The organism is Mesorhizobium sp. M0019 (assembly GCF_040323975.1).
GTDB lineage: Bacteria > Pseudomonadota > Alphaproteobacteria > Rhizobiales > Rhizobiaceae > Mesorhizobium.
In genome coordinates this window covers 24,700-47,052 of sequence record NZ_JAMYVK010000033.1, presented here as the reverse complement: position 1 = coordinate 47,052, position 22,353 = coordinate 24,700, and the positions used below count along the sequence as shown (strand labels likewise).

At 61.8% G+C, this 22,353-nt stretch carries 24 protein-coding genes and 2 tRNA genes; 14 read left to right on the top strand and 12 right to left on the bottom strand.

From position 1 onward, the window contains the following. Positions 1-96 precede the first annotated feature (96 nt). From NKK47_RS22595 to NKK47_RS22585, 3 genes are all read right to left on the bottom strand, one after another. Entirely contained in the window at positions 97-504 is a 408-nt protein-coding gene (locus NKK47_RS22595) for a hypothetical protein (protein ID WP_352457664.1), read from the bottom strand. Positions 505-639: 135 nt separating this feature from the next. Then, positions 640-1,272 carry a hypothetical protein gene (locus tag NKK47_RS22590; RefSeq protein WP_352457665.1) on the bottom strand — a complete coding sequence of 211 codons (633 nt, stop codon included), beginning with the start codon at positions 1,270-1,272 and terminating at the stop codon, positions 640-642. A gap of 140 nt (positions 1,273-1,412) precedes the next feature. Next, entirely contained in the window at positions 1,413-2,054 is a 642-nt protein-coding gene (locus NKK47_RS22585; RefSeq protein WP_352578293.1) for a glutathione S-transferase family protein, read from the bottom strand. Positions 2,055-2,254: 200 nt separating this feature from the next. Between NKK47_RS22585 and NKK47_RS22580 the strand changes: the two genes are divergently transcribed. The 4 genes from NKK47_RS22580 to NKK47_RS22565 all read left to right on the top strand — a co-directional run bounded on the left by NKK47_RS22580 (position 2,255) and on the right by NKK47_RS22565 (position 4,974). After that, positions 2,255-2,812, top strand: a complete 558-nt coding sequence (locus tag NKK47_RS22580) for a CDP-alcohol phosphatidyltransferase family protein (RefSeq protein ID WP_023677645.1) — start codon at positions 2,255-2,257, stop codon at positions 2,810-2,812. Beyond that, entirely contained in the window at positions 2,784-4,010 is a 1,227-nt protein-coding gene (locus tag NKK47_RS22575; protein WP_352578292.1) for an AI-2E family transporter, read from the top strand. Before NKK47_RS22580 ends, NKK47_RS22575 begins: the two co-directional genes overlap by 29 nt. 5 nt (positions 4,011-4,015) lie before the next feature. Then, positions 4,016-4,717, top strand: coding sequence for a DnaA regulatory inactivator HdaA (gene hdaA, locus NKK47_RS22570; protein WP_352578298.1), 702 nt, complete (start codon positions 4,016-4,018; stop codon positions 4,715-4,717). A 62-nt stretch (positions 4,718-4,779) separates the two neighbouring features. Beyond that, complete coding sequence (locus tag NKK47_RS22565; protein ID WP_352457667.1) at positions 4,780-4,974, top strand: hypothetical protein; 195 nt, start codon at positions 4,780-4,782, stop codon at positions 4,972-4,974. Positions 4,975-5,267: 293 nt separating this feature from the next. Here NKK47_RS22565 and NKK47_RS22560 read toward each other — a convergent pair whose 3' ends face one another. Beyond that, complete coding sequence (locus NKK47_RS22560) at positions 5,268-6,269, bottom strand: GlxA family transcriptional regulator (protein WP_352578291.1); 1,002 nt, start codon at positions 6,267-6,269, stop codon at positions 5,268-5,270. A gap of 131 nt (positions 6,270-6,400) precedes the next feature. On the opposite strand from NKK47_RS22560, the gene NKK47_RS22555 reads away from it, so the two are divergent. Then, positions 6,401-7,228, top strand: coding sequence for an alpha/beta fold hydrolase (locus tag NKK47_RS22555; RefSeq protein ID WP_352578290.1), 828 nt, complete (start codon positions 6,401-6,403; stop codon positions 7,226-7,228). A gap of 124 nt (positions 7,229-7,352) precedes the next feature. On the opposite strand, the gene NKK47_RS22550 is transcribed toward NKK47_RS22555, so the two are convergent. Continuing rightward, a tRNA-Pro gene (locus NKK47_RS22550) sits at positions 7,353-7,429 on the bottom strand. Between the two features lie 160 nt (positions 7,430-7,589). On the opposite strand from NKK47_RS22550, the gene NKK47_RS22545 reads away from it, so the two are divergent. From NKK47_RS22545 to NKK47_RS22535, 3 genes are all read left to right on the top strand, one after another. Then, positions 7,590-7,895: an ETC complex I subunit gene (locus tag NKK47_RS22545; RefSeq protein WP_023677641.1), complete on the top strand. Its 306-nt coding sequence runs from the start codon at positions 7,590-7,592 to the stop codon at positions 7,893-7,895. A 56-nt stretch (positions 7,896-7,951) separates the two neighbouring features. Beyond that, positions 7,952-8,028: transfer RNA gene (locus NKK47_RS22540), tRNA-Arg, on the top strand. Between the two features lie 60 nt (positions 8,029-8,088). Further along, a complete protein-coding gene (locus NKK47_RS22535; protein WP_352457670.1) occupies positions 8,089-9,309 on the top strand; it encodes an anion transporter in 1,221 nt (406 codons plus the stop codon). Positions 9,310-9,416: 107 nt separating this feature from the next. On the opposite strand, the gene NKK47_RS22530 is transcribed toward NKK47_RS22535, so the two are convergent. From NKK47_RS22530 to NKK47_RS22515, 4 genes are all read right to left on the bottom strand, one after another. Next, positions 9,417-9,728, bottom strand: coding sequence for a cupredoxin domain-containing protein (locus tag NKK47_RS22530; RefSeq protein WP_352457682.1), 312 nt, complete (start codon positions 9,726-9,728; stop codon positions 9,417-9,419). A 14-nt stretch (positions 9,729-9,742) separates the two neighbouring features. Beyond that, a complete protein-coding gene (locus NKK47_RS22525) occupies positions 9,743-10,267 on the bottom strand; it encodes a DUF4142 domain-containing protein (protein ID WP_352457671.1) in 525 nt (174 codons plus the stop codon). Positions 10,268-10,371: 104 nt separating this feature from the next. Beyond that, entirely contained in the window at positions 10,372-11,043 is a 672-nt protein-coding gene (locus tag NKK47_RS22520) for an RNA polymerase sigma factor (protein WP_023677637.1), read from the bottom strand. 231 nt (positions 11,044-11,274) lie between these two features. Beyond that, the gene (locus NKK47_RS22515) at positions 11,275-12,444 is read right to left on the bottom strand and encodes a cystathionine beta-lyase (RefSeq protein WP_352578289.1); all 1,170 of its coding nucleotides are present in this window, start codon (positions 12,442-12,444) and stop codon (positions 11,275-11,277) included. 427 nt (positions 12,445-12,871) lie between these two features. Between NKK47_RS22515 and NKK47_RS22510 the strand changes: the two genes are divergently transcribed. The 5 genes from NKK47_RS22510 to NKK47_RS22490 all read left to right on the top strand — a co-directional run bounded on the left by NKK47_RS22510 (position 12,872) and on the right by NKK47_RS22490 (position 19,305). Continuing rightward, positions 12,872-13,900: an amino acid ABC transporter substrate-binding protein gene (locus NKK47_RS22510; RefSeq protein WP_023677635.1), complete on the top strand. Its 1,029-nt coding sequence runs from the start codon at positions 12,872-12,874 to the stop codon at positions 13,898-13,900. Positions 13,901-13,963: 63 nt separating this feature from the next. After that, positions 13,964-15,151, top strand: coding sequence for an amino acid ABC transporter permease (locus tag NKK47_RS22505; protein WP_023677634.1), 1,188 nt, complete (start codon positions 13,964-13,966; stop codon positions 15,149-15,151). Between the two features lie 4 nt (positions 15,152-15,155). Further along, a complete protein-coding gene (locus tag NKK47_RS22500; protein ID WP_023677633.1) occupies positions 15,156-16,313 on the top strand; it encodes an amino acid ABC transporter permease in 1,158 nt (385 codons plus the stop codon). A gap of 70 nt (positions 16,314-16,383) precedes the next feature. Next, positions 16,384-17,133, top strand: coding sequence for an amino acid ABC transporter ATP-binding protein (locus tag NKK47_RS22495; RefSeq protein ID WP_031212005.1), 750 nt, complete (start codon positions 16,384-16,386; stop codon positions 17,131-17,133). Positions 17,134-17,388: 255 nt separating this feature from the next. Next, positions 17,389-19,305, top strand: a complete 1,917-nt coding sequence (locus tag NKK47_RS22490) for a multicopper oxidase domain-containing protein (protein WP_352578288.1) — start codon at positions 17,389-17,391, stop codon at positions 19,303-19,305. A gap of 74 nt (positions 19,306-19,379) precedes the next feature. Here NKK47_RS22490 and NKK47_RS22485 read toward each other — a convergent pair whose 3' ends face one another. The 3 genes from NKK47_RS22485 to NKK47_RS22475 are packed head-to-tail and all read right to left on the bottom strand — an operon-like array spanning position 19,380 to position 21,406. Next, positions 19,380-20,093, bottom strand: a complete 714-nt coding sequence (locus NKK47_RS22485) for a HoxN/HupN/NixA family nickel/cobalt transporter (RefSeq protein ID WP_352452778.1) — start codon at positions 20,091-20,093, stop codon at positions 19,380-19,382. Positions 20,094-20,123: 30 nt separating this feature from the next. Then, positions 20,124-21,146: a cation diffusion facilitator family transporter gene (locus NKK47_RS22480; protein ID WP_502905031.1), complete on the bottom strand. Its 1,023-nt coding sequence runs from the start codon at positions 21,144-21,146 to the stop codon at positions 20,124-20,126. Then, positions 21,143-21,406 (bottom strand): metal-sensing transcriptional repressor, encoded by a 264-nt coding sequence (locus tag NKK47_RS22475; RefSeq protein WP_023677629.1) that lies wholly within the window; start codon positions 21,404-21,406, stop codon positions 21,143-21,145. The genes NKK47_RS22480 and NKK47_RS22475 overlap by 4 nt, the downstream gene beginning before the upstream one ends. Before the next feature lie 104 nt (positions 21,407-21,510). On the opposite strand from NKK47_RS22475, the gene NKK47_RS22470 reads away from it, so the two are divergent. After that, complete coding sequence (locus NKK47_RS22470) at positions 21,511-22,182, top strand: TIGR02117 family protein (RefSeq protein WP_352578287.1); 672 nt, start codon at positions 21,511-21,513, stop codon at positions 22,180-22,182. Positions 22,183-22,353 lie beyond the last annotated feature (171 nt).

Genomic DNA, 22,353 nt, shown 5'->3' with positions numbered 1-22,353 from the left:
ATCTGTTGCGCTTGCCTGTCGCTGTTTTCACTCGCGTGCGGGCTCTTCGCATGAACGGTTTTGCCCCGCAAGGCAAGCGCGCGATTAATGGTGTTTTCAGTTGGATGCCGCGGGAACCGGGCGTGATACACTCCAACAATAAAAAGAAATGCCTGCCAGAATTGCGGCGAGGCCACCGACGGTGGCAAGAGATCTGATTTCACCGTCGAAGGGCAGGGTTCCATACGAGAAGCCGGCGGCGACCAAAGCCGCCGCGGCAGCCCACAGACCTGGATTTGCAACGACCGACCGCGCGAACAGGAACGCCACGACCGCAGCCGTCAGCCAGAGGGGCCAAGAGACGACCACGCCCACGGCCAGCTCAAGAGCGAAGGCCCACAGAAGATCTTGCGTCGCTGCGTAGCGGTGCGGGGCTCCGAAAGATGCGAAAGCCAGCAGACTTTCTGTCAGTCCGGCCAGATAGCAAAGCGTTACTCGCCAAGCGATTGTGATTCTCTGCGCCATCGTCATTCAGCAGTGGGGAAATAGGCTGTCGCTTCACGGGCTCTTCGCATGAACGGCCGCACCTCGCAAGGATGACGGCGGGATCAGACGGTCTTGGCTCGACAAAGGAGTGGACAGTCGCCCAAGCTGCCCCCCTTATGGACGCCCCTCTCGTTCCGCCAGAACCATGTCGACGCGGTCGAGTTGTGCCTTGGCATAGCCGCTCAGCGCTATTCCGCTATTGTTCGTTCGAATCCAGTGCACAGCCTGCTTCACCCGCTCGTAGTGCCCAAGTTCGATTTCGCAGGCAATTAGCGCGAGGATTCGAACTGCGAAGGGCTGTGTGAATTCGTAAGGTTTGTCGAGCAACTCGCTATGTCCGGCGACGTAACTGGCGAGGTCCGGGTTCTGAGCCCTGATCCGTCGCGCCAGCTCGACATATTTCCCCAGCAACCTATCTATGCTCGTCTGGTCAAGGTGCTCGAAGTAACGAGCATAAGCTTTCAGCTCATTGTTAAATATCGTTTCAGGATGAAACTGCGACAGTCCGGGCCAGATCCATTTTTTGCCGTACAGCCTTTCAAGCAACGGCCTGACGGTAAGAAAGTCCAGGTAAACGAGCATGTTCAAATGAACATCGCCATAGCTTGCAGTAAAGGCCTCTTCGAGAATCAGGCTGATATCGTCGCTCCGGTCGACTTCGAAGACGCCTTTCCGGATGCGGCGAAAGCCATGTCCCGTCATGAACGTATCGAGATACTTACGCGCTTCGCCAACGGCCAAAGACAAGGTTCCACTCCCTCTTTGTGCGCCATGGTGCCTTGCTAGCGGCCTATTAGTCCATCCACTGCGCGCCTTGTTTCCTAACGGCCAAAGGATAGCGCGCTTCGGGCTCGCTTCCATTTGGTTGGTTCAACGCTGGCTGTTCTTCACGCCCCCTCTGCGTTGATTGCAAATTGCGCGGCGAAAGCCCGGATATAAGCCGGCCGAGCTTCCCCGCGCGCTACATAGGCAGCCAAGTTTTGATATTCGTCCAAAATGCCTGACATTCTTAGTCGCAGCAGCACCGATACCATCAATAAATCGCCTGCGCTGAACGTATCATCGAGCCAGTCGGCGACGCCCAAGTGGGCCGAGAGTTTGTCCAGCCGAGCGCGAACACGGTCCTTTACCAACGGCAAGCGCTCCTCGCTCCAAGGCTTGTCACGTTCGAATATTCTTGCCGTCGTTAATTCGAGGATCGGCGGTTCGACGGTGTTGAGTGCGGCAAACATCCACGTGATCGCACGCGCGCGGGCATTGCGATCCTTCGGCAGCAATCCCGCATGCTCCTCAGCAAGATGAAAGACGATCGAGCCGGTCTCGAACAGCGAGAGAGAACCTTCCTCATAGGTGGGGATCTGGCCGAAGGGATGGATGGCCAGATGTTCAGGCGCCTTCATCTCCGCGAAGGAAACAAGACGAACCTCATAAGGCTGCCCCACTTCTTCGAGCGCCCAGCGAACGCGCGTATCGCGCGCCAGTCCCTTGCCATCGGGCGATCGTTCAAATGCTGTGATAGTGATTTTCATCGCGTCCGTTTCCTTGCCTGGGCGAATTCTTCGGCTTCCTATCGTGAGACGAATGAGTTTCCCCGAACTCGACATTGGTCTTGAACTATTTCATTGCTGGCGCCCTCGTGGGGAGATTGGCAGCTTCGGTGTCGCTTCTCACTTGCCGTAACCCTCCATCTCCATCATGTATCGACAAACAAGAGCGACGGGATATGCGTTTGACCATCCCCAACATGATCACGATCATGCGCTTCGTGCTGGTGCCGGCGGTGGTGCTGGCCATGCTGCAGGAACGCTGGGACTGGGCCTTTGCCGGCTTCCTCATTGCCGGCATTTCCGACGGGGTCGACGGCTTCATCGCCCGCCATTTCAACCAGTTTTCCAGGCTCGGCGCCTATCTCGATCCGATGGCCGACAAGCTGCTGCTGGTCTCGGTTTTCGTGGTCCTGGGCTTCAGCGGCGAACTGCCGCTGTGGCTGGTCGTTACCATGGTGTCGCGCGACGCACTGATCGTCTGCGCCGTGCTTTTATCCACCGTCATGGCGCATCCGGTCGAGATGAAGCCGCTCCTGGTGTCGAAGGCCAACACCGCGATCCAGATCGTGCTGGCGGCAGTGGTGTTGGGCGAACTCGCCTTCGACATCCGTCTCGATCCGCTGAGGCCGGCCCTCATATTGCTGTCCGGGGTCTTGACCGTGGCTTCGGCCGCGGCCTATCTCGTGGCTTGGCTGAGGCATATGAGCGGCTATGGCGAAGGCTCCACACCCGGCACCTGAACGCGGGGCACCTGACCACCGGGCACCTGACGAACGGTCCATCGACACCGAGGCCGAAGCCGCGGCAGCGGAGGCTGCGGCATCGGCGTCGTTTCGCCGGCAGATCCGCTTCTGGCTGGTCAGCGCCATCATCCTCGCTGTCTTCCTCTATGTCTTCAGCGGCATCCTTCTGCCCTTCGTTGCCGGCATGGTGCTCGCCTATTTCCTCGATCCTGTCGCCGACCGGCTGGAGCGGCTCGGCCTCTCCAGGCTGATGGCGACGGTGGTCATCCTCATCGCCTTCATCGTCGTCCTGGTGCTGGCTGTCGTCATCCTGGTTCCGGTGCTCGCCTCGCAGATGGCTGATTTCGCCAGCAAGCTGCCGGACTATCTGACCCGGCTGCAGGGCCTGATCACCAGCTTCGACCCGAAATGGCTGGAAGAAAAATTCGGCGTCGACGCCAACGGCCTGCGTGAAGGCTTGAACTCGCTGCTGACCTCCGGCTTCGGCCTCCTGACCACCGTCTTCACCTCGATCTGGAGCTCCGGCGTGGCGCTGGTCTCGGTCGTCAGCCTGTTCGTGGTAACGCCGGTCGTCGCCTTCTACATGCTGCTCGACTGGGACCGCATGGTGGCAATCGTCGACAGCTGGGTGCCGCGCGATTACGTCAAGACCGTCAGGACGATCGCCAGGGACATCAACACGGCGACCGCCGGCTTCGTGCGCGGCCAGGGCACGCTGTGCCTGGTGCTCGGCGCCATGTACGCCACCGGCCTGACACTGACGGGCCTGAATTTCGGCATCCTCATCGGTCTGTTCGCCGGGCTGATCTCCTTCATCCCCTATGTCGGCTCGCTGACCGGCCTGGTGCTGGCCGTCGGCGTCGCCTTCGTCCAGTTCTGGCCGGACTGGACCATGATCGCGGCGGTGGCCGGTGTGTTCTTCGTCGGCCAGTTCATCGAGGGCAACATCCTGCAGCCCAGGCTGGTCGGCAAAAGCGTTGGCCTGCATCCGGTATGGCTGATGTTTGCGCTGTTTGCCTTCGGCGCGCTGTTCGGCTTCGTCGGCCTGCTGATCGCCGTGCCGGCTTCCGCCGCCGTTGCCGTTCTGGTGCGCTTCGCCATCGCCCGCTATCTCGAATCGCCGCTCTACAAGGGCCACGCCGACGAGCCGGTGCCGCCGCTGCAGGTGCGCCGCCGCGGGGGCGCGCGCGGTTGAGCCAGATGCCGGACAAGATCGATCCGCCGCGTCAATTGCCGCTCGATCTAGGCCACGGCACCGGCTATTCGCGCGACGAGCTCGTCGTCTCCAGCACCAACAGCCAGGCGGCGGCGCTTGTCGACCGCTGGCCGGACTGGCCGTCGCCGGTCGTTGTGCTGGCCGGGCCGGCCGGCTCGGGGAAAACCCATCTGGCCTCGATCTGGCGGACTCGCGCCGACGCGGTGAAAGTGGAGGCCGGCCGCATCGGCGACTGCATCGAAAACCTCGGCCCGCATCCGGCCCTGATCGACGATATCGATTCCGAACCGATCGATGAGCACGGCCTCTTCCACCTGATCAACGCGGTGCGCGGCGCCGGCTCGAGCTTGCTGTTGACGGGGCGGCGCTTCCCGTCCGCCTGGGGCGTCAGGCTGCCCGACCTGGCGTCGCGGCTGAAGGCGGCGGCGACCGTCGAGATCCACGAACCCGACGATCTTCTGCTGGCCGGCGTCATCACAAAGCTGTTCGCCGACCGCCAGGTCGAGGTCGAGCCGCATGTCGTGCAATATCTGGTGCGCCGCATCGAGCGCTCGCTGGCCACTGCCATGCGGGTGGTCGAACGGCTCGACCGCACCGCGCTCGAGCGCAAGACGCCGATCACCCGCGCCCTGGCAGCCGAGACCGTCAGCGCCATGGATGAAGGGCAGGGCGAGTTCGAGATATAGCGGGATGATCTCGTTTGGCGGGTGTGCTAATCAAGTCGATCTTTTTGACAGTAGGTATTGGAATGAGCCCGATCGTCAGACGAATCGCACTGATATGGCTTGTCTCATCGCTGTTCTGGTCGGCGATCGTGGTCAAAGAGATGTTCGATTACGCGGACTTGATGCTCAGGGCTTACGGCGAGGAGCCTGCTCATATCACCTGGCTCAGGCAAGCCTTTTCGGAGTTTTGGCCAGCTATTCCCTGGGCTCGGCCGTGATCCTGGTCGTGGAAGTCGGAGGCGCATTACTGCTGATTTCAGGAATTCGACTGATCCGGCACATCAGGCAAAAAGCCTCGGCATGAACATCAGGGAGCTCACTTCCGTCTGTGTCCCATTTCGAGAAAAAAGACTGGCACCTGTCTTGCAACAAAGAGCTTGCCGGCTAATCCCGGTCCTGATTGCGTATCAAATCAGGTAGTAGGCTCGCCGGGAGATGGGTGGTTGGGGTTCTCGCCCGGCGAGCTTGCCTTTGGCAGCATCGAATCGATAGCGCCATTGCGCGGCTGGCCTCAGCTCTCTCCGCCTGCAACCACCGCTCGTTCCGTGCCAAAGCGCTTGCGATAGTCGCCGGGCACCAATCCGGTTATCCTGGCGAATACTTTGCGGAACGAGCCGGGATCGTCATAGCCGACCTCCCAGGCGATCTGGTCGATCGATCGCATCGTGGTTTCCAGCATCTCGCGCGCCTTGCCGACCCGCAGGTGCTGACAATATTCGGTCGGCCTGAGGCCAGTGGCGTTGCGGAAGCGTCGCAGAAAGGTCCGCTCCTCCAGCCCCGCATGCTCGGCCATGGCGCCGAGCGTCACGTCGCGCGCGCCGTTCGCCTGCAGCCAATGCTGCACCTTGAGGATCGCTTCGTCGTCGTGGGTCAGCCGCGGCGCGAACGGGCTGTAAAAGCGTTGCTCGCGGCCCGGCGGGTCGACCAGCATGAAACGCGCCGTGTCCATCATGACGGTCGGCCCGAGCACCCTATCCACCAGCTTCAGGCCGAGATCGGTCCAGGCCATGTAGCCGCCGGCGGTGATGATGTCGCCATCGTCGATGACCAGCCTGTCGGCGTCGAGCAGGATGTCGGGAAAGCGTAGCGCCAGCGCGTCGCGATAAGCCCAGTGCGTCGTCGCCGCACGGCCGGACAACAGGCCGGTTTCGGCAAGCACGAAAGCGCCGGCACAGACCGAACCGAGCGTCGCGCCTGCCGTGTGGCGATACCTGAGCCAGCCGGCATAGGGCGCGGCTGCTTCCCGAGCGATCGGATCTCCCAAGGTCGGTGGGAGGATAACCATGGCTGGTTCATTGTCGGCGCCGGGGTCGCTGTCGAAGGTGCGGACTACGGTGTGGCCCGCGTCCTCCAATTGCCAATGGCTGACGCGAAGCCTCGCCGCCTCGGGCGACCGCTCGACAGCCAGCCGGTTTGCCAGCATGAAAAGATCGGTCAGGCCGAGCACGGCTGCTTCCTGCACGCCGGGATACAAGACAAGGCCGATTTCGATCAGATCACGCGCCGCCGTCATTTGTCAGTTTTGCCACGTTGAATGTCCGTTTTGCCAATGCTCACCCTGACCGCACTGTTATAATTTGTCCAGCTGAAGGGGGCTAAAAGCTTCCCTGTTACCCCCCGACTTTTTCATCAAGGAGTAGAACGATGAGCACATTCACCACCCATGACGGCACCGAGATTTTCTACAAGGACTGGGGTAAGGGCCAGCCGATCGTTTTCCATCACGGCTGGCCGCTCAGCGGCGACGATTGGGACAACCAGATGCTGTTCTTCCTCGAAAAGGGCTACCGCGTCATCGCACATGACCGCCGCGGCCACGGCCGCTCGTCGCAGACCGCGACCGGCAACGAGATGGACACCTACGCCGCCGACGTTGCGGCGCTGGCGGCGCATCTCGATCTCAGGGATGCGATCCACATCGGCCATTCGACCGGTGGCGGCGAGGTGGCCCGTTACGTCGCGCTTTATGGCGGTGGCGGCCGCGTTGCCAAGGCGGTGCTGATCGGCGCCGTGCCGCCGATCATGGTCAAGACCGACAGCAATCCGGGTGGCCTGCCGATCGAGGTCTTCGACGGCTTCCGCGCCGCTTTGGTCGCCAACCGCGCCCAGTTCTACAGGGATGTGCCGGCCGGCCCGTTTTACGGTTTCAATCGCGAGGGCGCCAAGGTCTCGCAAGGCGCCGTCGACAATTGGTGGCGCCAGGGCATGATGGGCGGAGCCAAGGCCCATTACGACTGCATCAAGGCGTTCTCGGAGACCGATTTCACCGACGACCTCAAGAAGATCGAGGTTCCCGTCCTGATCATGCATGGCGACGACGACCAGATCGTACCGATCGCCGATTCCGCGCTGCTTGCGGCCAAGCTGGTGAAGCACGGCACGCTCAAGGTCTACAAGGGCCTTCCGCACGGCATGTGCACCACCCATCCGGAGATCATCAATCCGGATCTGCTGGCCTTCATCCAGGGCTGACGGCTTGCATATCGGACGGGCAGCGCGGGCTCGTGCTGTCCGTCCGTCGCTTAAACATGACCGGCGACGGGAGACACACTCGAGCGTGACCCGCTTGCCCTGCCGACGAGATTTGCTTGATGAATGGTCGGAGTGGAGAGATTCGAACTCCCGACCCTCTGGTCCCAAACCAGATGCGCTACCAGGCTGCGCTACACTCCGAACGGTCTGTTGCCTAGTGATTTCAGCCCGCCAAAGCAAGCGTAAAAAGCCATCGGCCTTGCTGCCGGCGGCATTGCGCAGTAATGACGGGCTAGTGCATAGCCAGAGAACAGTAATGTGGTCTCGGGGTCGTGTGCTTGCAACCAGCAATGAGGTGGTCATGTCAGCCCGCATTTTCAGCCCAGCCAAAACCGCGATGCAGTCCGGCAAGGCCAAAACCGGCTATTGGGTGCTGGAATTCGATCCGGAGCAGCGCAAGAAGATCGATCCGCTGATGGGCTACACCACGTCCGGCGACATGCGAAGCCAGATCAGGCTGACCTTCGACACAAGAGAAGAGGCGGTCGCCTATGCCGAGAAGGAAGGGCTGGCTTTCCGCGTCGAGGAGCCGAAGGAAATCAAGCGCCGCCAGATTTCCTATGCGGAGAATTTCCGCTATGACCGCAGGACGCCCTGGACGCATTGATCCTATGCCGGCCCTGCCGGCGCCCAACAAATCAGCCGGTCATGCGGCCGGCCAGCGGTCCCGTAGCTCAGCTGGATAGAGCACCGGCCTTCTAAGCCGATGGTCACAGGTTCGAATCCTGTCGGGATCGCCAATATTTTCAAGGTCCATTCCGGACAGGTTCACTCGCCAGTCGCACAGGATTTTCCAACACATGACAGCGATGGGCGCGGCGGCACTGCTGATCCTTGTCCTGACCTATGCCGGCGTCGCAATCGGCAGGATACCCGGGCTGCGCCTCGACCGGGCAGGCATCGCGCTGCTCGGCGGTGCGGCGATGATCGCCATCGGCGCGCTCACCATGGAAGACGCCTACCGCGCCATCAGCTTCGACACCATCACGCTTCTGCTCGGCATGATGATCGTCGTGGCGCATCTGAAAGTGTCGGGCGCCTTTCGCGCGCTCGGCGGGTTCGCCATCGAGCATGCGCATGCGCCGTTCATGCTGCTGGTGATGGTGACGCTGTTGACCGGCGTCCTGTCGGCGTTCCTGGTCAACGATGCCATCTGCCTGGTCATGGCGCCGATCGTCGTCCATGTCACCCGCGTCATCAACCGCAATTCGGTTCCCTATCTGATCGCCACCGCCACGGCGTCGAATTGCGGCAGCGTCGCCACCATCACCGGCAATCCGCAGAACATGGTCATCGGCGCGCTGTCGGGGATTTCCTATCCGGCCTTCTCGGCGGCGCTGGCGCCGGTCGCGGCGTTCGGCCTCGTCGCCGTCATCGTCATCATCCGCATCGTCTACCGCGCCGAATTTTCGCGCAAGGCCGAGCTCAGCCCGGAAGTCTATCGCGGCCGCATGCTGCCGGGGCAGGTGGTGAAGGCGGTGGTCGTCTGTGTCGGTTTGGCGATCGCCTTCTTCGCCGGAGTTCCAGTCGCCAAGGCAGCGCTGATCGGCGGCGCCATTCTTCTGTTGACCCGCGCCATCAAACCTGAGCGCATCTATCGCGAGATCGATGGGCCGCTGCTGTTCATGTTCGCCGGGCTGTTCATCGTCGTCGCCGGGGCGGAGAAGACGCTGCTGACGCCCGACATCGTCGCCTCGGCAAAGGACCTCGGGCTGAATGATGTCTGGCGGCTGTCCGGCTTCACCGCAGTGCTATCCAACATCATGAGCAATGTCCCGGCCGTGCTGGCGCTGAAGCCGTTCGTGCCCGGACTGGAAGACCCCGAGCGGGCCTGGCTGGTCGTCGCCATGAGCTCGACGCTGGCCGGCAATTTCACGCTGCTCGGCTCGGTCGCCAATCTGATCGTGGCCGAGCACGCGCGGGTCTCCGGCAAACCGCTGGGCTTCATCGCCTTCTTCAAGGTCGGCCTGCCGTTGACGCTGGTCACGCTGCTTGTAGGGACGGCATGGCTGGCGGCCTAAAAGCGCGTCGCATTCGACCGGCCTCATGCGGCGCGCTTTAGGCTCTTGTTTATGCATGTCGTTATCGCAAAACCGCTGCACACTTTTGCGCGGCATGCATCAGCCAGTCAGGGCGACGTCACCGTCACATAACCCTTCATGTTGGGATGGAAGCGGCAGAAATAATCGACCGATTCCGCCTTCTTCACCGTCAGGCTCGCCGCCTTCTTCGGCGGGATCGTCACTTCCCAACCGCCGTTGACGGTTGCCGTGTGGGCGAACACGTCCTTGTTCACCCACCTGATCGTGTCGCCGACCTTCGCCTCGATCTTTGCCGGCGAAAACACAAGCTTCTCGATCGTCACCTCGATGGTGTCGGCCTTGGCCGGCGCGGCACCCATGGCCAGTGCCAGCGCAACCCACAGATGCCGCCTCGACATCATCGGCCCAATCCTCACTTCAGCATGCCGGCGACGTGTTCGGCGTGCTGTTCGTGGCCCTCGAATATTTTCAGGCCGGTTTCCAGCAGGCTTTTCAGCTCGGCATTGCTGGCCGACGGAATCAGCAGTGTTTCGAGCGCGCCATTGACCTGCTTGTGGTAGGCCACCTCGCTGGCGACATAGGCCTTGTCGAACGCCGCGCCCTTGAGCTTGGCAAGCTTGGCACGTTCCTCGGCCGCCGCCTTGGTCAGCGCTTTGCTGGTCGGATTGTCCTCAGGCGTGACCTTGAGCTTCTTGACCAGGTCGAGAGCCTGTTTGTTGACCGCCTCGTGATCTCGCACCATGTCCTTGGCGAAATCCACGACCTCCTTGTTCTTCGATTTCTTCAGCGCCTGCTTGGCCGCCTCGACGTCAAGCACGCCCGCTGTGTAGGCGATATGTGCGATCTGCGGATCGGTCGGTTTGTCGGCAGCTTGCGACAAGGGCGCTGCGCTAAGCAGGAAAACTGCGGCCAGTGCCGTGGTCGATCGAATAAACATGATGCTCTCCTTCGCCCCGACGCGGAACTGCATCGGGCTTCGTTTTCAGTGATGCTCATTGGATGCAGGTCGCCGCCAAACGTTCCCGCGAAAATCGGCGCGGCCTATCCGGAAAGACCAAGCCGCTGCATCACGGCATTGGTCAGCCGTTCGCAGCGCCGGCCCGCGAAGGGAAAGGCGTCGAGCAGCACCGGGCCGATCTGGTCGTCCAGCGCCTTGCGCACCAGCGCGCGGGCGCGGTGCAGCCGGGTCTTGATGGTTTCTGGTCGCACGCCAAGCAGTTCGGCGGTTTCCTCGATGCTCAATCCCTCGATGACGCGCGCCACGAACACCATCCGGTAGACATCGGGAAGACTGTCGGTTGCCCGTTCGACAAGCTCAAGGATCTGCCGTTGCGCCATCGTCCGCTCCGGATCGTCGCTCGGGTTGAGGGGAAACCGGATGATTTCGGCTTGCGGGTTTTCAGGCATCGCTACCATTCGCCGCCTTTTGCGCAAGCGGCCGAGCGCTTCGTTGATGACGATACGCGATAGCCACGTGGCGAGCGAGGCATCGCCGCGAAAGGCCTCGAGATGGGCAAAGGCGCTGACATAGGCCTCCTGGACGATGTCCTCGGCCTCGCTGTCGTTACGCACGACGCCTCGGGCGATGCGGTAGAGCCTTTGGTTGTGCGTCTTGATGATGGTGCGGAATGCATCGCCATCACGTGCCAGCGCGCGGCCGACAAGCTGCATGTCGCCGGAAGCGGCGGGCGTTGCCGTCAACGCAGCAGGCATAGCCGATCTCCTGATAGGCTTCTCATCGCGACATTGGATGCATCGGCCGACAAAAGGTTCCCGACCGATCCCGCCGGCCAGCCTCAATCCGTGTCAAGGACTGGCAGAGGCTATTCTACCGACTTCACCACACCGCCTCATCGGCCGATCGGTCGCCATGATATCGCTCAGGATCGCAATTTTTCCAGGCTGTTACGCCGATTTTCTGACTCAGTCTGGAAAGGTGCTGGCTCAGGCCTCAGCGGCCGCCGCCAGCCCGCGCGCCAGGTCGGCCTTCAAATCCCCTACATCCTCGAGCCCGATCTGCAGGCGCACCAGCGGCCCGTCATACGGGCCCTTGGCGATGGTGCGGTCGCCAAGGAATACCGGCACGGCAAGGCTCTCATAGCCGCCCCAGGAATAGCCGAGGCCGAAAAACTTCAACGCGTCGAGGAAGGCGTGCTGCTGCTTCTGTCCGCCGCCCGCGAGAACGATCGAGAAGATGCCGCTCGATCCGCAAAAATCGCGCTTCCACATGGCGTGGTCGGGATGGCTGGGCAGCGCCGGATGCAGCACCTGCGCCACGCCCGGCTGGCCCTCCAGCCAGCCGGCGAGGGCAAGCGCGCTCTTTTGATGGTGCTCCAGCCGCACGCCCATGGTGCGCAGGCCGCGCAGCACCTGGTAGACGTCGTCCGGCCCGGCGCAGCAGCCCATCGTGTTGAACGTCTCGCAAAGCTGCTTCCAGCAGGCTGCGTTGGCTGACACCGTGCCGAGCAGCACGTCGGAATGGCCGGCCGGGTATTTCGTCGCCGCGTGGATCGAGATGTCGACGCCATGGTCGAGGGGGCGAAAGTAGAGCGGCGTCGCCCAGGTGTTGTCCATCATGACGATGGCGCCGGCGGCATGCGCTGCCTTGGCGATGGCCGGTATGTCCTGCACCTCGAAAGTGTTGGAGGCCGGCGATTCGGTGAACACCACCTTGGTGTTGGGCTTGATCAGCGCCGCGATGCCGGCGCCGATGCGCGGTTCGTAATACTCGAACTCGATGCCCAGCCGCTTCAGCATCGTGTCGGCGAAGTTGCGGGTCGGATGATAAACGGAATCGACGATCAGCAGATGATCGCCGGCCGACAGGAAGGCGAGCAGCGGCAGCGTCACCGCCGCCAGGCCGGACGGCACCGCGACCGTGCCTGCCGAACCTTCCAGCGCATCGATCGCGCTGTTCAGCGCATCGGTGGTCGGCGTGCCGCGCGTGCCGTAGGTGTATCTCTGGCTGCGTGAAGCCATCGCCGCCGCATTGGGATAGAGCACGGTCGAGGCATGCACCACCGGCGGATTGACGAAGCCGAAATAGTCATGCGGGTTGTTGCCGGAATGGGCGAGCCGCGTGTTGGCGCCCATCTCGCTGTTGTCTTTTGCCATTGCTTTTCGTCCCATGGGTTGGTCGTTAGCCATAGTGCGGCGGCATTGGCCGCGCAACCGCACCGCACCCGCCAGGCCAAGGTCTTGAATATGCCAATTCAGCAACGAGCCGTGGATCCGCGGGAAGGCTGCCAAGTGCGCTTGGCAACTCACGGTCGGACTTTGCCGGCTTTATTGGCGCGCTGACCAATTTGCGAGCGCGTTTGTCTGCAATTTCAGGCATTTCAGGCGGTTGGTTTTCAAAGTCTTTCGGATTTGGTCATTTCCCTTGACCTCACAGGAATAATCGCCTTCGATGTTGTTCGTGAATGGGAGGCAGCGCGTCGGTGACGATGCGGGATTCCGGTAACGGGCCGGGATACTTAGCTGCGTTCACACGGGAAAAAGTCAGGTTCGCCTGGAAAAAACAGAAAAGGGTCTGTGGGTCATGAAACACATTGCAATCGGCCTTTTGGGCGCCGCCGCGTTTGGATTCGCGGCTTCGGCCGCATCGGCGAGCACGCTCGACGATGTCAAGGCGAAAGGCTTCATCCAGTGCGGCACCAATACGGGTCTTGCTGGCTTCGCGGCGCCTGACGACAAGGGTGAATGGAAAGGCATCGATGTGGATTTCTGCCGCGCCGTGGCGGCCGCCGTCTTCGGCGATGGCACCAAAGTCAAGTTCACGCCGCTCAGCGCCAAGGAGCGGTTCACCGCGCTGCAGTCGGGCGAGGTCGACATCCTGTCGCGCAACACCACCTGGACCATCAACCGCGATACGGCGCTTGGCCTGAACTTCGTCGGCGTCACCTATTATGACGGTCAGGGCTTCATGATCAACGCCAAGAAGCTTCCGGGCGTGAATTCGGCACTGCAGCTTTCGGGCGCGGCGGTGTGTGTGCAGAGCGGCACCACGACCGAGCTCAACCTTGCCGACTATTTCAAGTCGAACAAGATGGAGTACAACCCCGTCGTTTTCGAAAAGCTGGATGAGGTCAACGCCGCATATGACGCCGGCCGCTGCGACGTCTACACCACCGACCAGTCGGGTCTCTACGGCATTCGCCTGACGCTCAGCTCGCCGGCCGACCACGTCGTGTTGCCCGAGATCATCTCCAAGGAGCCGCTTGGGCCGGCCGTGCGCCAGGGTGACGACCAGTGGTACCACATCGTCAAGTGGACCTATTTCGCGCTGCTCAACGCCGAGGAACTGGGCATCACCCAGGCCAATGTCGACGAGATGAAGAACTCGGACAATCCCGAGATCAAGCGCGTGCTCGGCCAGGAAGCCGACACCAAGATCGGCACCGATCTAGGTGTCTCCAACGACTGGGTCGTCAACATCGTCAAGGCCGTCGGCAATTACGGCGAGATGTTCGAACGCAATGTCGGCTCCGGCAGCCCGCTGAAGATCGCCCGCGGCATCAACGCGCTGTGGACCAAGGGTGGCCTGCAGTACGCTCCGCCGATCCGCTGATCGAAAATGGATCCGGAAGGCAGATCGTCTGCCTTCCGGTCTCTCTTTCCAGGGGACTGTCGAATGGCATCGCAGGAAGTTCTTCGCGAGGAGCCAAGCCGCGGTTCCTTCATCAATGATCCGCGCGTCCGCGGCATATTCTTTCAAGCACTGGTCCTCGTCCTGCTAGTAGCGGGTGTCTGGTGGGTCACCCACAACGTCATCGCCAATTTGACGCGGCTGCACATCGCTTCTGGCTTCGGCTTTCTTAAGGGCCGCGCCGGCTTCGACATCAGCGAAAGCGCCATCGCTTATTCATCGGATTCGACCTATTTCCGTGCCATCCTGGTTGGCTTTATCAACACCGTGATCGTTGCTGTCGTCGGCATCATCACCGCCACCATCATCGGTTTCATCGTCGGCATCGGCCGGCTGTCGCATAACTGGCTGATCAGGAAGATCTGCACCGTTTATGTCGAGGTGTTCCGCAACATCCCACCGCTGCTGGTCATCTTCTTCTGGTATTCCGGCGTGCTCGCCGTGCTGCCGCCGCCACGCGAGAGCATCAATCTGCCGTTCGGCTCCTTTCTCAACCAGCGCGGCTTCTATTTTCCCCGCGCTATATGGGGCGAGGGCTCCTGGCTGATCCTGGTCGCACTGCTCCTCGGCATCGCCATGGCCTGGTTCGTCGCCCGCAAGGCGCGGCAGCGGCAGATGGCGACGGGACAGCCATTCCCGGTGTTCTGGACATCCATGGCGTTGATCGTCGGCCTGCCGCTGCTGGCCTACGCGCTGAGCGGCTTTCCGCTGAGCTTTGAATTTCCAAAGCAGTCGACCTTCAATCTCGTCGGTGGCTTTCAGGTCAGGCCCGAGTTCCTGTCACTCTATCTGGCGTTGTCCTGCTATACGGCCGCCTTTATCGCCGAGATCGTGCGCGCCGGCATCAGGGGCGTCAGCGCAGGCCAGACCGAGGCGGCCGCGGCACTCGGGCTGCGCTCGGGATCGATCCTCAGGCTTGTCGTCGTGCCGCAGGCGATGCGCATCGTTATTCCGCCGCTGACCAGCCAGTATCTCAACCTGACCAAGAATTCCTCGCTCGCCATCGCCATCGGCTATCCGGACCTGACGGCGACGGCCGGCACGGTCTTGAACCAGACCGGGCAGGCAGTCGAAGGCGTGGTGATCATGATGGCGGTGTACCTGGCGCTCAGCCTGATCACGTCGGCGATCATGAACGTCGTCAATGCCAGGATGGCGCTGGTGGAGAGGTAGGGCCATGCAAGAGCACGATATGTCCTGGGTGCGGACGGAGATGGCGCTGGCGCAGCCGGCGCCGTCGAGCGAGCGCGGCCTCACCGCCTGGGTCCGCAAGAATCTGATCGCATCGACCGGCGACGCCATCCTGACCATCATCGGCATCGTGCTGGTTGCCATGATCCTGCCGCAGATCGTCAATTGGGCTTTCATCAACGCCCAGTGGACGGGACCGGACCGCACGGTCTGCGCCACCGTGGCGCAAGGCGGCATCCAGTCGGACGGCTGGACCGGCGCTTGCTGGGCCTTCGTCAACGCCAAGTTCGGCCAGTTCATGTTCGGCCGCTATCCCCTGGAAGAGCGTTGGCGACCGATCCTGGTGGCCATCCTGTTCGTGGCGCTGCTGGTGCCGCTGCTCATTCCGCGCGTACCGCGCAAGGGGCTGAATGCCATTCTTCTCTTTTTTGCACTGCCGGTCGTTGCCTTCGTTCTGCTGATCGGCGGCATGTTCGGCCTGCCCTATGTCGAAACCCCGCTCTGGGGTGGACTGCTGGTGACACTCAGCCTGTCTTTCGTCGGCATAGCTGTGTCGCTGCCGGTTGGCATCGTGCTGGCGCTCGGCCGGCGCTCGAACATGCCGATCGTCAAGCTGCTGTGCGTGATCTTCATCGAGACGGTACGCGGCATCCCGCTGATTACGGTGCTGTTCTTTGCCAGCGTGATGCTGCCGCTGTTCCTGCCGGCCGGCGTCAGCTTCGACAAGTTCCTGCGCGCGCTGATCGGCGTGTCGCTGTTTGCCGCCGCCTACATGGCCGAAGTGGTGCGCGGCGGCCTGCAGGCGATCCCCAAAGGCCAGTATGAGGGCGCCGATTCGCTCGGCCTCAGCTACTGGCAGAAGATGGGTCTGGTCGTCATGCCGCAGGCGCTGAAGCTGGTCATTCCCGGCATCGTCAACACCTTCATCGGCATGTTCAAGGACACCAGCCTGGTCATCGTCATCTCGATGTTCGACCTCCTCGGCATCGTCAAGCAGAACTTCTCCGACGCCAATTGGGCGACGCCGCAGACGGCCAGATCCGGCCTGGTCTTCGCGGCCTTCATCTTCTGGTTGTTCTGCTTCGGCATGTCGCGCTATTCAATGTACACGGAACGCCGTCTCGACACCGGCCACAAACGCTAAAAAAGGGGACCTTGTCATGGCCATAGAAAACGCCGTCAGCGCGGAAGAGATCAAGGTCAATGCCGCCAAGATGCATATTTCCACCACCGATGTCGCCATCGATATCATCGCCATGCACAAATGGTACGGCGAATTCCATGTGCTGAAGGACATCAATCTGAAGGTGATGCGCGGCGAGCGTATCGTCATCTGCGGCCCGTCGGGCTCCGGCAAATCGACGATGATCCGCTGCATCAACCGGCTGGAGGAACACCAGAAGGGCAAGATCATCGTCGACGGCAAGGAACTGACCAACGATCTGAAGAAGATCGACGAGGTGCGCCGCGAGGTCGGCATGGTGTTCCAGCATTTCAACCTGTTTCCGCATCTGACCATTCTGGAAAATTGCACGCTGGCGCCGATCTGGGTGCGCAAGATGCCGCGGAAACAGGCCGAGGAAATCGCCATGCATTTCCTCAAGCGCGTCAAGATCCCGGAACAGGCCAACAAATATCCCGGCCAGCTTTCCGGCGGCCAGCAACAACGCGTGGCGATCGCCCGCTCGCTGTGCATGAACCCGCGTATCATGCTGTTCGATGAGCCGACCTCGGCTCTCGACCCGGAAATGATCAAGGAAGTGCTGGAGACGATGGTCGGGCTGGCCGAGGAAGGCATGACCATGCTCTGCGTCACCCACGAAATGGGCTTTGCGCGCAAAGTCGCCAACCGGGTGATCTTTATGGATCAGGGTCAGATCGTCGAGCAGAACACGCCGGCCGAGTTCTTCGACCACCCGCGCCATGAGCGCACGAAGCTGTTCCTGTCGCAGATCCTGCACTGATCCTGTACGCCGGTTCGGGACAAGACCGGCGGACCGGGCTCTCTGTCTTGCTGGCTTCGCGCGTATTCGACGAGCGCTGACCGTGCGCTGCGCGAGAAGATAGCAAGCGTGCTTCAAGCCGTTCGAGTGACCACCTTGCAACCTGGTAACTAAGGCCGGCACGGATCATAAGCGCGCCGGCTGCGTTCATTGCCATTGGGAGTTGTATAACAAGCAGCGTGGGCGCGTGCGGCGGCAGGTCAAGGTTTCATCCTGATGCTCATCCAACCGATCGATTATTTCCTCGTCGTCTGGTGCGCGCTGGCGCTGGCTTCGACGCTTTATGTCGGCTTCGACCAATATCGCAACAATCCCGAACCGGTGGTGATGAAATGGGGCTTCATCCTGGTCACCCTCTATATGGGTCCGCTCGGCTTGCTGCTTTACGTGCTCGCGGACAAGGAGCCACGGCCGGGCGAGCATGAGGTGTTCACCCGGCCGCTCTGGAAGCAGGGCGTCGGCTCCACCATCCACTGCGTCGCCGGCGATGCCACCGGCATCATTCTTGCCGCCGCCATCACGGCGGCGCTCGGCCTGCCGATGTGGATCGACCTGATCGTCGAATATCTCGCCGGCTTTGCCTTCGGCCTGTTCATCTTCCAGTCGCTGTTCATGAAATCGATGATGGGCGGCACCTATTGGGAAAACGTACGCAAGAGCTTCCTGCCCGAGTTCATCTCCATGAACTTCATGATGGCCGGCATGGCGCCGGTCATGAGCTTCCTGATGATGGGCCGCGACATGCGCGCGATGGAACCGACGGAGCTGCTGTTCTGGGGCGTGATGTCGATCGGCGTCATCGCCGGTTTTGCGCTTGCCTATCCGGCCAATGTCTGGCTGGTCGCCCGGGGGCTGAAACATGGGTTGATGACACAGCGCGCGCAGGCAGCCGGCATCGATGGTCGAGAGCAGCCTGCAACGAGGCAACATGCGCAGATGCAAATGCAGCAGGCCGACGCCAGTGGCCATCGCGGACAGCGCCACGGTATAGCTTCCCACAAAGGCAAAGGCGGCGGCCATCACATGGAGACGGATGCCACAACGCCGCAGGTGGCTGCCCTGGGTGCCGTCTCCCTGCTGGCGCTCGCCATCGGCATGATCGCGCCGGCGAATTGGCTGAACCTGACGCTGTCGGCACGCGACGTCGGCGGGGTGATCATGCCGCAAGGCATGATCATGGATCGCGACACGCCGGCTGATACGATGCGCGACATGGCCGCTACCGATCCACGTCTCGTGGCCGCCTCTTATGGCCTGACGGCAAGGGGCGACCAGGAACTACCGTTTCGGATAGAGAACGGCATCAAGGTGTTCGAGCTCAGGCCTTCAGTGGTCCGCTGGCAGATCCTGCCGGACGTCGCGGTCGACGCCTATGCCTATAATGGCCAGATTCCCGGCCCGCGAATTCACATTCGCCAGGGCGATCGGGTCAGGATCAACGTCACCAACGGCCTGCCTGAAGAAACGACGGTGCATTGGCATGGCTTGATCCTGCCGAACCAGATGGATGGGCCGGCCGAGATCACCCAGGCGCCGATCGAGCCCGGCCAATCCTATTCATACGAATTCACCGCAACCCAGCGCGGAACCTATTTCTACCACCCCCATGCCAAGCCGGACCGGACCCAGGCGCTCGGCCTCTACGGTGCGCTGATCATTGATCCCGCCAATCCCGCCGACGAGGTCGCGGCCGACCATGATTACGTCATCCAGCTTCAGGAATGGCTGGTGCGGGAAGGGCTGACCTACCCGTCGATGCCGATGGACGGCGGCATGCCGAATTTCTTCACCATCAACGGCAAGGCCTATCCCTCGACCGAGACGATCCCGATGAAGGTCGGCGAGACGCTCAAGGTGCGGTTCATCGGCACCAACAACGGCTTCATCCATCCGATGCATATCCATGGCGGACCGTTCGAGGTCGTTGCCCGCGACGGCGAGACGGTCCCCGCTTCGGGTCGTTTCCTTGCCGATACGATCAACGTCGGGCCGGGTCAGCGCTACGACGTGATCTGGAAGGCGCAGCGTCCGGGCAAATGGCTGATCCATTGCCACATCCCGCATCACACCACGAACAACAATGTCGAGGAGAAGGGCGGCGGCGGGCTGATGGTCGTGATCGATGTGACATGACCGGCGTCGCCTAGGCTCGTTCCAGCCGGTGCACCGGCCCGGACGCCATGCAGTGGCTGGGGCCAAATTTTCTCTCAAGCTGAGGTGATCTGCCAGACAGCGACGCCGGCAAGGGCGAGACCGGCGGCGCCCTCGATGGCCCGGGAGATGGTTTCGAACAGCCGTGGCTGGCGCGCGAAAAACTGTACAAGCCGTTCCCGAAACACGATCGACAACACGGCGACGCAGGACAGCGTCAGCGCCACGCCGACCATCATGGTGATGGCAAACAGGACGCCCGCTGCCGGAACACCCCTGGACATCGCGAAAGTCATCGCGAAAAGCGTAAGCGGACATGGGATCAGGCCTGCCATGACGCCGACAGCCTCGCCCTCGTGCCTGTGGTGATGACTGTGGCTCAAAGCGCGCCAGAGCATCCAGACGCCGATGAGGCCGAGCAGCCCGCGACTGATGTGCTCCAGAAGCGGAGCGCGGCCGACGCTGCCCAATGCTATTGAGACCAGTGGCAGCGAGAGAGCCGCTATCAGAACGGCAATCGTCACATGCGTGAACGATAGCGTGATAGATACGAGCAGACCACGCGAGACCTTCGCATCCGAACCGGCAAGATAAGTCGCCAGGACGGCCTTGCTGTGCCCCGGCGTCAGCGCATGGGCAGCCCCGAACACGACGCCCATCGGCAGGAAGGCCATGAACGCCAGCCAATTGCCTCCGGCCGCAAGCAGCTTGATCTGTTCGCCGAGCGTCAGATAGATCGTGCGCTGAAATTCGACGAGCGTCTGGAACATCGGACGAGACTAGCAGAAAATCGGCGAGCGTCAGTGCATGTGGCCGTGGTCATGCGTGTGCTCGTGAGGATGGTCGTTCTCTCCACGTTCCGTTGAAAACCGCACATTCGCCTCAGCCAGGGCCGGCATATGCTGGGATAGTTCGTCCTTCAGCGCTGCGGCGATCTTGTTCGCCGCCGACAGCGGCAGGGTTTCGTCTGCGGCAATTGCGATGTCGGCGTGCAATCTATGACCGATCCAGCGCGCCTTGGCATCGATAATGCGCGCGCCCGGAACATGCTCGGCGGCATGTCGGATTTCGTCCATCACACCGGGTTCGATTCCATCCAGCATGCGGGTCAGCACCGAGCGGGCCGATTGCCAGACGATACCGAAGATCGCAATCGTGATCAGCAGACCGACGATCGGATCGGCCAAGGAAAAGCCGAACCAAACGCCAATGGCTCCGATGACCACGGCAAGGCTGGTAAGTCCATCTGTGCGGGCGTGGTAGCCGTCGGCAATCAGTGCCGCGCTGTTGATTTCGCGACCGACGCGGATACGGAACACGGCAACCGCCTCGTTGCCGAGGAAGCCGACAATGCCCGCCGCAGTCAGCCAGCCCAGGTGTGTCACCACTTGTGGATTGATCAGCCTGTCGATGGCTTGGTAGGCAGCGACTACAGCGCTGAACAGGATGATGAGCACGATGATGATGCCGCCCAGATCCTCGACCCGGCCCAAGCCATAGGTGAAGGTCCGCGACGGCTTGCGCCGCGCCAGCACGAACGCAATCCATAGCGGGATCGCCGTGGTCGCATCGCCGATGTTGTGGATTGTGTCGGCCAGCAGCGCCACACTTCCCGACAACGCAACCACTACCATCTGCAGCGCCGCGGTGATGGCCAGGATTACGAACGACCATTTGATTGCCCAGATGCCCCGGTCGGTGGTGGCAATTGTCGCATCGATGACGCCATGGCTGTGACCGTGCGGACCGTGACCGCCGTGATGATGTGCGGCGTGCGAGCCGAACCCGAGCCAGTCCAGAATGGGGGCTACGATGGCATTCATAGATACTTCGCCAGCTGCTTGAGTTCCGCCAGCGAGTTGCCGCCGGTTTCGACGCTGTCCGTCAGGCAATGCTCGATGTGATCGTTGATCAGCTCGCGCTTGGCGCTGCTGATGGCCCTTTCGACGGCATGAAGCTGCTGCGCCAGGTCAACGCAAGGGCGATGCGCCTCGATCATCGCCAGCACCGCCGCAAGGTGGCCTTGCGCGCGCTTCAGGCGCTTTACGATGGAAGGATGCGAGGCGTGGAGGTGATCTGACATGCTTGAGCATATCCTCCCGGGGAGGATACGCGTCAAGCTCTAAGTCAGCTGTGCAACGTTCGGAGGGGCTTCACCTTGAGCATTGCTTGTTCTATGCCTTTCCCATGAAGAAGCTTGCCCGTTTTCTTGGCCTGCTGGTCGTTGCAGCAGTCCTTGCGGTGGCGCTGGGCACGCTGCTGCCGCGCCCGCTCTGGCCGGCGGCCGTTGCCGATCCGATCGGCACAAGCCACCGTATCCTGGTGCTGCAAAATCCGATCCACACCGACATCGCCATCCCGGTCGACGACGATGTGCGCCGGCGCTTCCATTTCCTGGTCGATGCCGGCATTCCAGCAGACGTGGCGGAGGTCCGCTACATCGTCTTCGGCTGGGGCGGCCGCGCCTTCTATCTGGAGACGCCGACCTGGTCGGAGCTGAAGGCGGTGCCGGTGATGAAGGCGCTAACGGTCGATGCCTCGGCAATGCATGTCGACATTTCCGTCGACATCGCCGAGCCGCATCGCGACGTCGCTGCCTTCGACATCGGCGAGGAGCGGTTTACGGCGCTGCTCGATTACATTGCGGCAAGCTTCCGGCAGGGGCCGAACGGGGCCATCCCGATCGAGAGTGCGGCCTATTCCCGCTTCGATCGGTTCTTCGAAGCCAATGGTCATTTCAACGCGCTGATCGGCTGCAACACCTGGACGGCGGCGGCACTGCGCACGGCCGGGCTGCGCACCGGCTGGTGGAATCCGCTGCCGGCCTCGCTCGGCCTGTCGATGCGGCTTTACAATTGAAGAGGGTTCCGGCTGATCAACGCCGCGATCCTTCGCGCCCCCCTCTGTCCTGCCGGACATCTCCCCACGAGGGGGGAGATTAGCGGCTTCGGCGCCTTGCTAGGTCATGCAACCTTGAAGATTGGCGAAAGCCAATGTGATGGCCAATCTCCCCCCAAGTGGGAGAGATGT